Source organism: Pseudorhodobacter turbinis, from assembly GCF_005234135.1.
GTDB lineage: Bacteria > Pseudomonadota > Alphaproteobacteria > Rhodobacterales > Rhodobacteraceae > Pseudorhodobacter > Pseudorhodobacter turbinis.
Genome location: NZ_CP039965.1, coordinates 1,488,751 through 1,502,041, shown reverse-complemented (window position 1 = coordinate 1,502,041; position 13,291 = coordinate 1,488,751). Strand labels below are relative to the sequence as shown.

General features: G+C 60.5%; 15 protein-coding genes and 1 riboswitch. Of the genes, 9 read left to right on the top strand and 6 right to left on the bottom strand.

Going from position 1 to position 13,291, the window contains the following annotated elements; translation table 11 throughout:
• Window positions 1–4 precede the first annotated feature (4 nt).
• The gene (locus EOK75_RS19755) at window positions 5–2,056 is read left to right on the top strand and encodes a capsular polysaccharide biosynthesis protein (RefSeq protein WP_137195698.1); all 2,052 of its coding nucleotides are present in this window, start codon (window positions 5–7) and stop codon (window positions 2,054–2,056) included.
• A 4-nt stretch (window positions 2,057–2,060) separates the two neighbouring features.
• Here EOK75_RS19755 and EOK75_RS19750 read toward each other — a convergent pair whose 3' ends face one another.
• The 3 genes from EOK75_RS19750 to EOK75_RS19740 all read right to left on the bottom strand — a co-directional run bounded on the left by EOK75_RS19750 (window position 2,061) and on the right by EOK75_RS19740 (window position 3,349).
• Window positions 2,061–2,558, bottom strand: a complete 498-nt coding sequence (locus EOK75_RS19750) for a MarR family winged helix-turn-helix transcriptional regulator (RefSeq protein WP_137195697.1) — start codon at window positions 2,556–2,558, stop codon at window positions 2,061–2,063.
• A gap of 105 nt (window positions 2,559–2,663) precedes the next feature.
• Window positions 2,664–2,957 (bottom strand): succinate dehydrogenase assembly factor 2, encoded by a 294-nt coding sequence (locus EOK75_RS19745; protein ID WP_137195696.1) that lies wholly within the window; start codon window positions 2,955–2,957, stop codon window positions 2,664–2,666.
• A complete protein-coding gene (locus EOK75_RS19740; RefSeq protein ID WP_137195695.1) occupies window positions 2,954–3,349 on the bottom strand; it encodes a helix-turn-helix domain-containing protein in 396 nt (131 codons plus the stop codon). The genes EOK75_RS19745 and EOK75_RS19740 overlap by 4 nt, the downstream gene beginning before the upstream one ends.
• A gap of 121 nt (window positions 3,350–3,470) precedes the next feature.
• Here EOK75_RS19740 and EOK75_RS19735 point away from each other — a divergent pair, with 121 nt between their 5' ends.
• The 6 genes from EOK75_RS19735 to EOK75_RS19710 all read left to right on the top strand — a co-directional run bounded on the left by EOK75_RS19735 (window position 3,471) and on the right by EOK75_RS19710 (window position 8,367).
• Window positions 3,471–4,673, top strand: coding sequence for a pyridoxal phosphate-dependent aminotransferase (locus EOK75_RS19735; protein WP_137195694.1), 1,203 nt, complete (start codon window positions 3,471–3,473; stop codon window positions 4,671–4,673).
• 81 nt (window positions 4,674–4,754) lie between these two features.
• Window positions 4,755–5,168 (top strand): hypothetical protein, encoded by a 414-nt coding sequence (locus tag EOK75_RS19730; protein ID WP_137195693.1) that lies wholly within the window; start codon window positions 4,755–4,757, stop codon window positions 5,166–5,168.
• A gap of 136 nt (window positions 5,169–5,304) precedes the next feature.
• Window positions 5,305–6,582 (top strand): 4-aminobutyrate--2-oxoglutarate transaminase, encoded by a 1,278-nt coding sequence (locus EOK75_RS19725; protein WP_137195692.1) that lies wholly within the window; start codon window positions 5,305–5,307, stop codon window positions 6,580–6,582.
• 129 nt (window positions 6,583–6,711) lie between these two features.
• Window positions 6,712–6,972, top strand: coding sequence for a glycine zipper 2TM domain-containing protein (locus tag EOK75_RS19720; RefSeq protein WP_137195691.1), 261 nt, complete (start codon window positions 6,712–6,714; stop codon window positions 6,970–6,972).
• Between the two features lie 86 nt (window positions 6,973–7,058).
• On the top strand, window positions 7,059–7,796 hold the full coding sequence (locus EOK75_RS19715) for an energy-coupling factor ABC transporter ATP-binding protein (RefSeq protein ID WP_137195690.1): 738 nt from the start codon (window positions 7,059–7,061) through the stop codon (window positions 7,794–7,796).
• Window positions 7,771–8,367, top strand: a complete 597-nt coding sequence (locus EOK75_RS19710) for a CbiQ family ECF transporter T component (RefSeq protein ID WP_137195689.1) — start codon at window positions 7,771–7,773, stop codon at window positions 8,365–8,367. Before EOK75_RS19715 ends, EOK75_RS19710 begins: the two co-directional genes overlap by 26 nt.
• Window positions 8,368–8,371: 4 nt before the next feature.
• Here EOK75_RS19710 and EOK75_RS19705 read toward each other — a convergent pair whose 3' ends face one another.
• The 3 genes from EOK75_RS19705 to cobO are packed head-to-tail and all read right to left on the bottom strand — an operon-like array spanning window position 8,372 to window position 11,418.
• Window positions 8,372–9,361: a phosphotransferase enzyme family protein gene (locus tag EOK75_RS19705; RefSeq protein WP_137195688.1), complete on the bottom strand. Its 990-nt coding sequence runs from the start codon at window positions 9,359–9,361 to the stop codon at window positions 8,372–8,374.
• A complete protein-coding gene (locus EOK75_RS19700) occupies window positions 9,361–10,806 on the bottom strand; it encodes a cobyric acid synthase (RefSeq protein ID WP_137195687.1) in 1,446 nt (481 codons plus the stop codon). The genes EOK75_RS19705 and EOK75_RS19700 overlap by 1 nt, the downstream gene beginning before the upstream one ends.
• A gap of 3 nt (window positions 10,807–10,809) precedes the next feature.
• Window positions 10,810–11,418, bottom strand: a complete 609-nt coding sequence (gene cobO, locus EOK75_RS19695; protein ID WP_137195686.1) for a cob(I)yrinic acid a,c-diamide adenosyltransferase — start codon at window positions 11,416–11,418, stop codon at window positions 10,810–10,812.
• 99 nt (window positions 11,419–11,517) lie between these two features.
• Window positions 11,518–11,755, top strand: a riboswitch (cobalamin riboswitch).
• A gap of 86 nt (window positions 11,756–11,841) precedes the next feature.
• Between cobO and EOK75_RS19690 the strand changes: the two genes are divergently transcribed.
• Both EOK75_RS19690 and cobW read left to right on the top strand, forming a co-directional pair.
• A complete protein-coding gene (locus tag EOK75_RS19690; protein ID WP_137195685.1) occupies window positions 11,842–12,249 on the top strand; it encodes a DUF1636 family protein in 408 nt (135 codons plus the stop codon).
• Complete coding sequence (gene cobW / locus EOK75_RS19685; protein WP_137195684.1) at window positions 12,242–13,288, top strand: cobalamin biosynthesis protein CobW; 1,047 nt, start codon at window positions 12,242–12,244, stop codon at window positions 13,286–13,288. Before EOK75_RS19690 ends, cobW begins: the two co-directional genes overlap by 8 nt.
• Window positions 13,289–13,291: the final 3 nt, after the last annotated feature.

Below are 13,291 nucleotides of genomic sequence, written 5' to 3'. Positions count from 1 at the left end.
GTAAATGCAGGCGCATCCAATTGAATCAAAAGCCGCCGGGGCGCATCCTCGGCGGCTTTTTGCATATAATGCCGGGTTTTGGCGTGCCCCCCGGCTGCGCCGGATACTGCAACTTGCGGGCTATGACCTGACCCTTGGCTTGCCTTCAAAAGGGGATGCCGTGGCGGTTTGGGGCCGCAGCCCCTATGCCAAACGCGGTGAAACAATCGCAGCGTGGCGGGCAGCAAACTTGATCCGGGTAGAGGATACCTTTTTACGCTCCATCAGACCGGGCCGCGCGGGGGATGCGCCGCTGGGGCTGTTTATCGACCCTTTCGGCGTCCATTTCGATGCCAGCCAACCGTCCCTGTTGGAGCATATTCTAGCCACCGAGGATCTGAACGATTCGCATCTTTTGATGCGCGCTTCACTGGGTATCGTGCGGCTGAAAGCCCTGCATCTTTCAAAGTACAACATCCACGACCCGTCCCTGCCTTGCCCTACGCCCGGATATGTGCTGGTTGTGGATCAAACCAAAGGTGATGCCTCGCTCAAGGGCTGCGGTGCAGATGTGTTTGACCAGATGCTGGCGGCGGCAAAGCGCGAACACCCGGGCAAGAGGATCGTGGTAAAATCACACCCAGAAACCAACCTGAGCCTGCGCGGCGGCCATTTCGCAGCCTATCCCGACTATACTCTGCTAACCACACCGGTTTCCCCTTGGATGCTGCTGGCAGGGGCCGCGGCGGTTTATACCGTGTCATCACAATTGGGGTTTGAGGCGATTTTGGCGGGCCATCGCCCTCGCGTGTTCGGCACGCCCTTCTATGCCGGTTGGGGGGCATCCGATGATGCGTGTTCAATCCCGCGCCGCACACGCAATTTGACACCGGAACAGCTTTTCGCGGCCGCGATGATCCTTGCGCCGACATGGTATGATCCCTGCCGCGACCGGCTCTGCAGCTTTGAAGAGGCCGTCGACCAATTGGAGGCGGAAGCCCGCACCTACCGCGAGGATCGGGCGGGCCATATCGCACTTGGCATGCGTCTTTGGAAACGGGGCCGGTTGCAGGCGGTTTTCGGTCGTCACACCGCGTTGAGGTTTGCGGATTCACCGGAAAAAGCTGTCGCCCTCGCCGCGACCGCTAACGCCGGACTTTTGGTTTGGGCTGGGGCCGAACCTGCGGGCCTGACCGCGCCGACACCGATTCGGCGGGTAGAAGACGGCTTTTTGCGGTCGCGCGGCTTGGGCGCAGAGCTGATCCCTCCACTTAGCCTCGTGGCCGATGATCTGGGGATCTATTATGATCCCTCCCGTGAAAGCCGTCTTGAGCGGATCATCACCAGCCCCGCCCCCCCCGGTGCAGAGCTTCGGGCAAGAGCTTTGGTGGAACGAGTAATCCGCGACCGTTTGTGCAAATATAACCTGTCCGGCACGGCCCTGCCAACGCTGCCCGTAGGCCACCGCATTCTAGTGCCCGGACAGGTTGAGGATGACGCGTCCATCCGCTTGGGCGCAGGGCAGGTACGCAGCAACCTTGCGCTTGTAAAAGCGGCTCGCAAGGCCAACCTCGATGCCATTTTGATCTACAAACCCCATCCGGATGTAGAGGCGGGCCTGCGCCCGGGCCTGATTGACCCGAAGGCGCTTGTACCCCTGGTTGATTATATCGCCAACAAGACCGATCCCATCGCTTTGCTGGATCAGGTACAGGAGGTGTGGACCATGACATCCCTTCTGGGATTTGAGGCGTTGATTCGTGGCAAAAAGGTCACCTGTTTGGGCACCCCGTTCTATGCCGGTTGGGGGCTGACCAATGATCTTGGTCCTGTGCCGCAGCGCCGCCTTTTGCAGCCCGATGGCACCGCCCGCAGTCACACCTCGCTGGACCTTCTGGTCCATGCAACGCTGATTTCATACCCGCGTTACTTTGATCCCGTCAGCCGCTTGCCCTGCCCACCCGAGGTGGTGCTGGACCGGCTGCGCAATGGCGCAATTCCGCGCCCTTCACTTGCCAACCGTCTGCTTGCAAAGACACAAGGCAAACTGGCAAGCCATGCCGCGCTTTGGCGGTAACCCATTAGTAAATATACCGGATCTGGTCTGTCCAATACCGTTCCATCCGTTTAAGCGACTGGTTGATGTTTTCCATCCCTTCCGCATTGATGATCCCGCGCTGCTCAAACCCTTCGGTGTGACGCGCAAACAGATCATTCAGAACGGTCCGGATATACCGGCCATTTTCCGTCAGGCTAACCCGCACAGAGCGGCGGTCAATCTCGGACCTCTGATGGTGCATATAGCCCAGCTCCACCAGCTTTTTCAGGTTATAGCTCACGTTGGAGCCTTGATAATAGCCCCGCGATTTCAGCTCACCGGCCGTAACTTCATTGTCGCCAACATTGAACAACAACAGTGCCTGCACCGAATTGATCTCCAGCACGCCTAAACGTTCAAATTCGTCTTTGACGACATCAAGCAACAATCGGTGAAGCCGTTCGACCAGCGCAAGACTTTCAAGATAACTGGACATCAACGCCTTGTCAGAGCCGTCCAGCAAATTTGTATGTAGGGTCATTCTCTTCTCCGCCCCGAAATTGGATAGGGACAGAATCGGCACAAAACGCAAACATTCGGTAAACTCGCGCTAGATTAGTCTCGAATTTGCGAAAATATTTCGCGCTTATCTTTTCAGACGATTACGCGCAAAAACGCCGATTTCACCAACCAAGTCCTTGTAATCAATGGGCGTTTCCGCCTTCCCTAAAATCCAAGGCAAAATTTCCTGATCATTTTCCCACAGCAGGCGATCATATAGAATCAGCCGCGCTTCATCCATGCCCGCCAGATGTTCATCGGCATAGGGGCCGAGAATCATATCCATCTCTTTGGTACCGCGCCGCCATGACCGCATCTTCATGCGTTTAAGCCGCGCCTCGGGCGTCTCGTTTAGCACCTCGTCCACGCCCGCATTCATTGTGCCGACTCCCGTAGCATCGCGCGCAAGCGCTTTTCCAAGTGGCCCATGTCTTGTGACAGCGCCAAGGCTTGTGCGCGCATCCGCGACAATTCTGCCAATGCGGTATTCAGATCGGTGTTGCTGACCGGCACGGGGGCTTCGACGCCTTCGCCTTCGCCCGTCAACAGCCAACGCATAGACACGTTGAGCATCCCCGACATCATCTGCAGCTTGTTGGCGCGCGGTTCCGAGTGATCGTTTTCCCAGTTCTGGATGGTGCTTAGCTTGACGCCGATCCGCCGGGCAAGTTCCTCTTGGCGAAGGCCTGCGGCCTCTCGGGCACCGGCGACGCGATCGCCAAAGGTTGCCGCTTCGGCACTATACCAGTTTGCGCTGTCTGTATCCGTCATTCATCGACTCCCCAGGGCTCGTTATCGCTTGATCGTATACTGCCTGCATTCTATGACAAGAGGCCGCCAAGTTCAAACGGGGCCGTCGCGGCATCTTTGCCCCCTGAGCCGGAGCCTGCCAATGGCCTTTTTGTCCGATACCCTCGCCCGCGTAAAACCTTCGCCCACCATCGCAGTGACCACCAAAGCCAACGAGCTGAAAGCCGCTGGCAGGGATGTGATCGGCCTTGGCGCCGGGGAGCCGGATTTCGACACCCCGCAAAACATCAAGGACGCGGCCAAGGCAGCGATTGACGCGGGCCGGACCAAATACACCGCCGTCGATGGCATCCCCGAGCTTAAAAAAGCGATCTGCGCGAAATTTGAGCGTGAAAACGGCCTGACCTATGCGCCGAACCAGATCTCTGTCGGGACGGGCGGCAAGCAGATTTTGTATAACGCGCTGATGGCGACCTGCAATCCGGGCGATGAGGTGATTATCCCTGCGCCCTATTGGGTGTCCTATCCCGATATGGTCTTGCTGGCAGGCGGCACGCCGGTTGCGGTGGCCGCAGGGATTGAGACGGATTTCAAACTCCAGCCCGAGCAGTTGGAGGCCGCGATTACGCCCAAGACCAAATGGTTCATCTTCAACAGTCCCTCCAATCCCACGGGTGCGGGCTATACCCGTGCCGAGCTGAAAGCGCTGACTGATGTCTTGATGCGCCATCCCCATGTTTGGGTGATGTCGGATGATATGTATGAACACCTCGTCTTTGATGACTTCGAATTCTGCACCCCCGCGCAGGTGGAACCCGGCCTTTATGACCGTACATTGACCTGCAATGGTGTGTCCAAGGCCTATGCAATGACCGGCTGGCGCATCGGCTTTGCCGCGGGGCCGGTAGCGCTGATCAAGGCGATGGGCACGATCCAGTCGCAATCCACCTCCAACCCTTGTTCCGTCAGCCAATATGCCGCTTTGGAAGCGCTGACCGGCCCGCAAGAGTTCCTGACCGACAACAAAGCCCTGTTCCAGCGCCGTCGTGATTTGGTGGTGGGCATGCTTAATGAGGCCGAGGGCATCACCTGCCCCAAGCCTGAAGGCGCTTTCTACGTCTATCCCGACATCTCGGGCTGCATTGGCAAGACTTCCCCTGCCGGCACCAAGATCACCGATGATGAAGTCTTTGCCACCGCCCTGCTGGAAGAAACCGGCGTGGCCGTGGTCTTTGGTGCGGCCTTCGGGTTGTCGCCAAACTTCCGTGTCAGCTATGCAACTGCCGACGACACGCTGACAGAGGCCTGCACCCGCATCCAGACCTTCTGCGCGGGCTTGCGTTAATCCAAACCACCCGGCCGCGTTCTATGCGTGGCCGGGTTTTTCGCAATGAACGCAGAGTGATCGTGCAACAGGGGCAAACAGATGAATGACCTGCCAGAGTATTACTTTCGGGTGCGCGACAACGGGGCCTTGGTGTTTCGGGTGGATGCCGACAACCGCCAGCGCCGCATTGACATGGACCAGATCGCCACCGTCAATATCCGCAACGGTGAGGTCAAACCCCAAGGGGATCGCAGCCTGACCCCCAAGGATATCGCCGAAATCCAAAGTTGGGTCGCGTGGCGCACGAACCAACTGGCAGAGCGCGAGGTCGATGATATCATACGCGCCGTCGACCATATGAACCTGACCAGCCAATGGGTGCAGACCCGCGCCTCTGACGCGCAGTTGGACCAAGTAACCGACGCGCTGCTTATGGCGATGCATGACCTCAAATCAGTTCTGATCCGCAAAAAAGCCGATCGCATGGTCCGCGAAACCGGGCGCGAAGACTAGCCCGCGCCGTTTACCTCCGCTTACGGCAGCCATTTTGGCAAATCGACAAGATCATTCCCTGCCGCTGCAATCGTCTGTTGAAGCGGCGCTTAAAAAGGCGTCATATCTGTGATGATCTTTAATCGAGGTATAGACGATGTTGAATGCAGAAGTGGCCGAGCGCAAGGATAAGGCAATCTCGCGCGGTGTAGGTATGTTGACGCAGATCTATGCAGATCGCGCGCTCAATTCCGAAGTGTGGGATATTGAAGGCACCCGTTATATCGACTTTGCCGCTGGCATCGCCGTGGTCAATACCGGCCACTGCCACCCCAAGGTGATGGCCGCCGTGACCGAGCAGCTTGGCCGTTTCACACACACCTGCCATCAGGTCATGCCCTATGAGCCCTACGTCCGCCTGGCAGAACGCCTGAACGAACTGGTCCCCGGTGATTTCCCCAAAAAGACGATCTTTGTCACCACCGGTGCCGAAGCCGTTGAGAACGCAATTAAAGTTGCGCGTATTGCCACGGGCCGCCCTGCGATCGTCGCTTTTGGCGGTGCCTTCCATGGCCGCACGTTCATGGGCATGTCGCTGACCGGCAAGGTGGAGCCTTACAAAAAAGGCTTTGGCGCGATGATGCCCGATGTCTATCACGTGCCCTTCCCGCAAGACATTCACGGCATCTCGACCGCCGATGCGATGTCCTCGCTCAACAAGCTCTTCAAATCGGATCTGGACCCGGACCGCGTAGCCGCCATCATCTTTGAACCTGTGCAGGGCGAAGGCGGCTTTTACCCCGCGCCGCCAGATTTGCTGCGCAGCCTGCGGGCATTTTGTAACGAGCATGGCATCGTGATGATCGCCGATGAGGTGCAAACCGGTTTTGCCCGCACCGGCACGATGTTTGCGATGGACGGCTATGACGTGGCCGCCGATATTACCACCATGGCCAAAGGTCTGGCAGGCGGCTTGCCTTTGGCGGCGGTCACCGGTCGCGCGGACCTGATGGATGCGGCCCGTCCCGGCGGCTTGGGGGGCACCTATGCGGGCAACCCCTTGGGGATTGCGGCGGCAAATGCCGTCCTCGACATCATCGAGGAAGAGGGCCTTTGCGACCGCGCCAACGAACTTGGCAGCCGCTTGCGCCAAAAGCTGGAGGCGATTCGCTCCACCTCTCCCGAGGTGATCGATATTCGCGGTCCCGGCTTTATGGTCGCGGTGGAGTTTGGCGATCCGGCCACGCATGCCCCTGATCCGGATTTCACCAACCGGGTGCGGATGGAGGCATTGAAGCGCAACCTGATCCTGCTGACCTGCGGTGTCTACGGCAACGTGATCCGCTTCCTCGCGCCGATCACCATTCCTGATGAGCATTTCGCCGAGGCAATGGATATCCTGGAGGCTTCCGTCGCTGCCGCGCGCAAAGGCTAAGCCATTTGAAACATCGGAAAAGGGGATTTGCGTTCCCTTTTCCGGCCTCCTTGGTTTTTTGAAATTCTAGGGAACTTTTCTGCAGATCATGCGTTCCCTCTCAGACAATCATTTTTGAGTGAGGATGCCATGAAAACGCTACTGCTTTCCCTTCCCGTTATCGCGCTGTCCCTTGCGGGCTGCCAAACTGCCAATCAAAATGCGGCCGCAGGGGCCGTTGCTGGCGGCGTTCTGGGCGCTGCTGTTTCCAATAAGGATGACCGCCTGACAGGTGCCGCCCTTGGTGCCGCTGCAGGTGTTGCCGCCTCTACCTTGATCGGCACTGCACCCGGCAAAGACCAGTGTTATTACCGCAACAGCCGCGGCGAGCGCTTTATTGCTGACTGCTGACGCGGGGCAGCTTTTTCCGTGGGTGCTTGGCACGGGCGGGCTGGCAGGGTAAAAGCCCCCAACCGCAGCCCGAGCCGATAGAGCCTATGCCCCCGCCAAACCCTCCCGTCGGATTGACCCTTGAAAACGCAGGCTTTACCGCCGCCGGTCGTGTGATCCTGTCCGATCTGACGCTGTCGCTGACAGAGCAACGCATCGGCATTATCGGGCGCAACGGTTCGGGGAAAACCAGCCTGTTGCGCCTGCTTTCGGGCCTTGTGGCCCCCGCCACCGGCACCGTGCGCGTCGATGGGCTGGACCCTGCGCGCGACCGCAAGGCGATCCTGTCGCGGCTCGGGATCTTGTTCCAGAACCCCGACCATCAAATCATCTTCCCAACCGTGGCCGAGGAATTATCCTTTGGCCTGCACCAGCAAGGCATGGCGAAACCTGCCGCCAAAGCCGCGATGCGCGCCATGCTTGCGCAGCACGGCCGCAGCCATTGGGAGGATCGCCCTGTCACAGCCCTCTCACAAGGTCAGCGGCATTTTTTGTGCCTGCTGTCACTGCTGGCGATGAAGCCCGCCACGATTTTGCTGGACGAACCTTTTGCGGGCCTTGATCTGCCCACGCAATCGCGGCTGACGCGCACCTTTGATGCCCTGCCGCAACGGCTGATCCTGATCACCCATGATCCGGCGGCGCTGGCGCGCTATGATCGGGTGATCTGGCTGGAACAGGGGCGCATTCGTGCCGATGGCCCGCCAACCACGATCCTGCCCGATTTCACGACCGAGATGACCCGTTTGGGGGAAGTTGATGCTGACACTGACCTGTCCGATTAAGACCCCCCTGCACCGCATCCCCGTGGGCCCGAAGCTGCTGGCCTTGGCGGTAGGAAGCGTGGCGCTGTTCCAGTTGCAGAACCTCTGGCTAATCGGGGCGGTCATGGCTGCGGTGGCGGGGCTTCACCTTGCCTTCGGGTGGGCCTTTGCCCGCCATGCAGCGGCCATGCTGCGCCCGCTTTGGCCGTTTTTACTGATACTGGGGATCTGGCACGGCTGGACAGGCGAATGGGTCACAGGGGCCGCGTTGGCAGGCAAGATGCTGGTGGCCGTGGCGCTGGCCAATCTGGTCACCATGACCAGCCGGCTTGAGGATATGATCACCCTTGTAGAACGCCTCGCCGCCCCTTTGTCGCGCTTTGGCCTGTCGCCGCGCGTGCTGGCCGTTGCGATGGCTTTGGTCATCCGCTTCACCCCGGTTTTGATGGAGAAGACAACCCAGCTTGGTCACGCATGGCGCGCCCGGTCCGCCCGGCGCGCAAACTGGCGGATCATGCTGCCCGTCAGCCTGATGGCGCTGGATGATGCCGATCATGTCGCCGAGGCCATCCGCGCCCGTGGCGGGCTATAGCACCTTATCCGTGGCTGGCCAGATAGCGCTGCGCCAGAACAAGCGTGCGGGCGGCAAAATCAGGGGCGAGCATTTGCGGCTCGGGCGCCTCAATATGACTGCCGATCCACGCCAAAAGCGCCATGCGGCGCAGCATGATGAAGGTGTCGATCTCGGCCTCATCGCAGGCCGATAAGGGGCGCACCTGCCGGTAGCCCTGCAACCAAGCCGCGCGCAAAGCGGGGATCTGGGGGTGATCCTCGATAAAGCTGATGCCGGCCGCGAAATCATAAAGGTGCCAGCCCAGCCCGCAATCGTCGAAATCGATCAACCGCGTGGTCGCGCCGTCGATCAACAGATTGGCCAGACGCATATCTGCATGGATCAACCCATAGCGATCCGCCCCCTTGCCAAAGGCGCTCAGGCGGCGGCGGACGGTGGCCTCGGCCTGTTCCAGAACCGTGACAATTTCGGGGGTGACATTCGGGGCGGCGCGCCAATCCCCCCAAGTGGGGTTCGGGCCAAAGACCGCCTCATCATCCCAGATCAAACGCTCCAGCGGGGTGGTCGGCTGCCACTGTTGCGTGTGCAGATGCATCGCGGCGGCAATAGCACCCAATGACGCAAAGGGGGTGGTCAGATCATTGCCCTCATCGGGTTGCGCACCGGGGGCAAAGTGGAACATCACCATAAAGCGCGGATCGTCAAGATCGGGCGCATGGCCCTGCTGTACAAAGGCCCCGTCCCGCCCTGCGATCGGCGCAGGGGTCAGTACGGTACCAAGGGCTGCCAACGCCTGTGACCACTCCAACTCTTGCTCTATCCCGCGGCGGGAATGATAGGCGGCGCGGTGGATTCGCAGGACCGCGCGGAAATCAGGGGCCTCGACCAGCCATGTGGTGTTTTCCGACACATTGATCAACCGCAGGGTCGCGCCTTCGGGCACAGGCCACAGCCGCAGCGATGCTTTTGCCAGCCGCTCCAACCGGGGCAAAAGATCGGCCAAAGGGGCCATCAGCGCGCGACCCCGAACAGGCCAGAGACATCCAGATGTTCCTCCAGATGCGCGGCAAGGCTGTCCAATGCGGCCTCAACCGCCGTGCTATGGCTATGGCTTGAGGACACGCCGAGATTGGCCAGAAAGGCCGCGCGAAAGGCATCATCCGCGAAAATCCCGTGCAAATAGCTGCCCGTGACCAGCCCGTCGACACTTATCGCGCCCTCACCCCCGTTGTTGATACGGGCAAAGGGGCGGGCGCGGTCGGGGCCCTCGCTGCGCCCGATGTGGATCTCATATCCCTGCACCGGTGTATCGCTGGCGATGTGGCGGCCTTGCACTTGGGTCAGACGTTTATCGCCCGTCATCACCGTATCGACCTCCAGCAAGCCCAGACCGGCGGTGGTGCCCGCAGGCCCCTCGCCCCCCTCAGGGTCCGCGATAGAGCGGCCAAGCATCTGATACCCCCCGCAAAGGCCAAGGATCCGGCCGCCGCGCCGGTGGTGGGCGGCAAGGTCGATATCCCAACCTTGCGCGCGCAAAAACGCCAGATCGCCGCGCGTCGATTTGCTGCCGGGCAGGATCACCAGATCGGCATCGCCGGGAATCGCCTCTCCTGCGCGCAGCATCGTCAGCCGAACGCCCGGCTCTTGTGCCAGCGGGTCGAGGTCATCGAAATTTGCAATCCGCGAAAAGGTCAGCGCAACGATATGCAGCCCCTCGGCCTTGGGCCTTGCGGCGATATCCAGCGCATCCTCGGCAGGTAGCCGCCACGCTTGGGGGAACCACGGGCAGACGCCAAAGCCGCGCCAGCCCGTGCGCGCGCCGATCAGCGCATAGCCGTCCCCAAACAAACGCGGATCACCGCGGAATTTATTGACCAGAAACCCCGCCACCATTGCCGCATCTTCTGGGTCAATCACCGCTTGCGTGCCGATGATCTGCGCAATCACCCCGCCGCGATCAATATCGCCCGCCAGTATCACCGGCACATCCGCCGCACGGGCAAAGCCCATATTGGCAATATCATCGCGCCTCAGGTTGACCTCGGCCGGGCTGCCCGCCCCTTCGACAATCACCAAATCATATCGCGTCTTGAGACGGGAAAAACTGTCCAGAACCGCGCCCATCAGCTTTGGTTTCAACGCCGCATAATCCGCCGCGCGGGTCGAGGTCAGCCAACGCCCCTGCACGATCACCTGCGCCCCGGATTCGGTCTCCGGCTTGAGCAGCACAGGGTTCATATCCGACACCGGCGCCAGCCCCGAGGCCTGCGCCTGCAATGCCTGCGCCCGCCCGATCTCGCCGCCATCCACCGTTACGGCGGCATTATTCGACATGTTCTGCGGCTTGAAGGGTGCCACGGTCAACCCGCGCAACCGCGCCGCACGGCACAGCCCCGCCACCAGCATCGACTTACCGACATTAGAGCCGGTGCCCTGGATCATCAGCGCGCGGCCCATCCCCTAGAATTCAACCCCTTTTTGCGCCTTGATCCCGTCGCGGAAGGGGTGCTTGACCAAGGTCATCTCGGTCACCAGATCGGCGGCCTCGATCAATTCGGGCTTGGCATTACGCCCCGTCAGCGCAACATGGGTCATCAGCGGCTTTTGCGTTTGCAGGAAATCCACCACCTCGTCGATCTCCAGATAATCATTGCGCAGCGCGATGTTTATTTCGTCCAAAAGCACGAATTGGACCTCGGGGTCGAGGATCAGCGCCTTGGCCTGTTCCCAACCGTTGCGGGCGGCGGCAATGTCGCGTTCGCGGTCTTGGGTCTCCCAAGTAAACCCTTCTCCTGAAACGACAAATTTGCACGCATCGGGGAAATGTTTTTGCAAGAAATCGCGTTCGCCTGTGGCGCGCGCCCCCTTGATGAACTGCACCACGGCGCAGGGCATCTGATGGGCGATACAGCGCATGATCATCCCGAATCCCGAAGAGCTTTTGCCCTTGCCGGTGCCGGTGTGAACGATGATCAGCCCGCGTTCCTCGGTCTTGGTTTGCATCATCCGGTCACGCGCGGCTTTGATCTTGCGCATCTTTTCGGTGTGGCGGCTGTTGGTGTCTTCCATCCGTCCCTCCTTAGGGGTTCATCGCCCTGATGTGTGGCAGCCTGCGTGCGGGGCGTCAATATGGCAGCTTGGGCTCTTGACTTGGCAGGGCCAAGCGGTCAGACCTGACCTCGTGTTGGTGCCCGGTCTTGGCTGGGTGAAAAGGGAATTTGCAATCGGGCCGAACGCGCAAGCGTTTGATCAGGTCAGCAGAGCCGCCCCCGCGACCGTGACCGGAGAGGTCACCCGAATGCCACTGGCCGATATGGTCGGGAAGGTTGGGTGACCGACAAGGGCTGCCATCCGGCACCCCCTGACATCCGCAAGCCGGGAGACCTGCCAGCACGGGATTGATCGAAACCGGGCGGGGTGCCTCGGTGGCGGGTCGCTATCGTTTTGCACCCTGTCGCCTAGCCTCGTTCTGCCTAATGAACGGGATTGCCGATGCCACAGGACCACCCCCATCCAGTCGAATTACTGGTCTGCACCAGTTGCCGCGCAGGCCAACCCGTGACCGAAGGCCAGCCGGTTCCCGGTGCTGCATTGCACGCGGCCCTGATGGCCCAAGAGCCGATGGATGGCGTTAAAATCACCGCTGTGGAATGCCTGTCGAACTGCTCGCGCGGCTGTACGGTTGCCCTGCGCGGCGGCCCTGCCCGCTGGACCTATGTTTACGGTAACCTGTCAGAGGGCACAGACGCCGCGATGGTCTATGAAGGGGTCGCGCAATACCGTGATGCCGCTGACGGGCTCGTGCCTTGGCGCGAACGCCCCGTACATTTCCGCAAAAACTGCATCGCCCGCATCCCTCCACTTCCGCAAACCCCCACCCCAGAGGTTGATCATGTCTGACCTGTCGAAACTTCCCGTTACCGTCATCACCGGCTTTTTGGGCGCTGGCAAAACCACGCTGATCCGTCACCTGATGCAAAATCCGCAGGGCCGCCGTCTGGCCGTTGTGGTCAATGAATTTGGCGATGTGGGGGTCGACGGTGATATCCTCAAAAGCTGCGCGATCCCTGATTGCCCGGCTGAAAACATCGTTGAGCTGGCCAATGGCTGCATCTGCTGCACCGTCGCCGATGACTTTATCCCGACGATTGAGGCGCTGATGGCCTTGACGCCGCGCCCCGATCACATCCTGATTGAAACCTCAGGACTGGCCCTGCCCAAGCCCTTGCTCAAGGCCTTTGACTGGCCCGATATCCGGTCGCGCATCACCGTGGACGGTGTGATTGCCGTGGCCGATGCCGAGGCCATTGCGGCCGGTCGCTTTGCGCCCAATGAAGCAGCAGTTGAGGCCCAGCGTGCGGCAGACGACTCACTTGATCATGAAACCCCGCTGTCCGAGGTGTTTGAGGATCAGATCGCTTGCGCCGATATCGTCTTGTTGACCAAGCCCGATCTGGCCGGCCCAGAAGGTGTCGCCCGCGCCCGCGCCATAATCGCCGCCGAGGCACCCCGCCTGCTGCCGGTGATTGAGGTCGCCGAGGGCGTTGTCGACCCCCGTGTGATCCTGGGCCTGGGCGCCGCCGCCGAAGATAGCCTCGACGCCCGTCCCAGCCACCATGACGGCGCCGATGATCATGACCATGATGACTTCGAATCCGTTGTCATCGACATCGCCGAGGTGGCAGAACCCGCCGATCTTGCCGCCCGGATTGAGGCTTTGGCCCGCGATCACAACATCCTGCGCGTCAAGGGTTATGCCGCCGTCACCGGCAAGCCAATGCGCCTTTTGGTGCAAGCCGTGGGCGCAAGGGTCCGCCATCAGTTTGACCGCCCTTGGGGGGCCGAGGAACCGCGGCGCGGCCGTTTGGTGGTGATCGCCGAGCATGATGATATCGATCCGGTGGCACTTCATGCTGCGTTGAACGCTCCGGCGGGATAACCT

Bases quoted from the DNA above. Each gene is read 5' to 3' on its own strand.
- EOK75_RS19755 (WP_137195698.1), top strand. From the start codon at position 5: ATGCAGGCGCATCCAATTGAATCAAAAGCCGCCGGGGCGCATCCTCGG.
- EOK75_RS19750 (WP_137195697.1), bottom strand. From the start codon at position 2,558: ATGACCCTACATACAAATTTGCTGGACGGCTCTGACAAGGCGTTGATG.
- EOK75_RS19745 (WP_137195696.1), bottom strand. From the start codon at position 2,957: ATGAATGCGGGCGTGGACGAGGTGCTAAACGAGACGCCCGAGGCGCGG.
- EOK75_RS19740 (WP_137195695.1), bottom strand. From the start codon at position 3,349: ATGACGGATACAGACAGCGCAAACTGGTATAGTGCCGAAGCGGCAACC.
- EOK75_RS19735 (WP_137195694.1), top strand. From the start codon at position 3,471: ATGGCCTTTTTGTCCGATACCCTCGCCCGCGTAAAACCTTCGCCCACC.
- EOK75_RS19730 (WP_137195693.1), top strand. From the start codon at position 4,755: ATGAATGACCTGCCAGAGTATTACTTTCGGGTGCGCGACAACGGGGCC.
- EOK75_RS19725 (WP_137195692.1), top strand. From the start codon at position 5,305: ATGTTGAATGCAGAAGTGGCCGAGCGCAAGGATAAGGCAATCTCGCGC.
- EOK75_RS19720 (WP_137195691.1), top strand. From the start codon at position 6,712: ATGAAAACGCTACTGCTTTCCCTTCCCGTTATCGCGCTGTCCCTTGCG.
- EOK75_RS19715 (WP_137195690.1), top strand. From the start codon at position 7,059: ATGCCCCCGCCAAACCCTCCCGTCGGATTGACCCTTGAAAACGCAGGC.
- EOK75_RS19710 (WP_137195689.1), top strand. From the start codon at position 7,771: ATGCTGACACTGACCTGTCCGATTAAGACCCCCCTGCACCGCATCCCC.
- EOK75_RS19705 (WP_137195688.1), bottom strand. From the start codon at position 9,361: ATGGCCCCTTTGGCCGATCTTTTGCCCCGGTTGGAGCGGCTGGCAAAA.
- EOK75_RS19700 (WP_137195687.1), bottom strand. From the start codon at position 10,806: ATGGGCCGCGCGCTGATGATCCAGGGCACCGGCTCTAATGTCGGTAAG.
- cobO (WP_137195686.1), bottom strand. From the start codon at position 11,418: ATGGAAGACACCAACAGCCGCCACACCGAAAAGATGCGCAAGATCAAA.
- EOK75_RS19690 (WP_137195685.1), top strand. From the start codon at position 11,842: ATGCCACAGGACCACCCCCATCCAGTCGAATTACTGGTCTGCACCAGT.
- cobW (WP_137195684.1), top strand. From the start codon at position 12,242: ATGTCTGACCTGTCGAAACTTCCCGTTACCGTCATCACCGGCTTTTTG.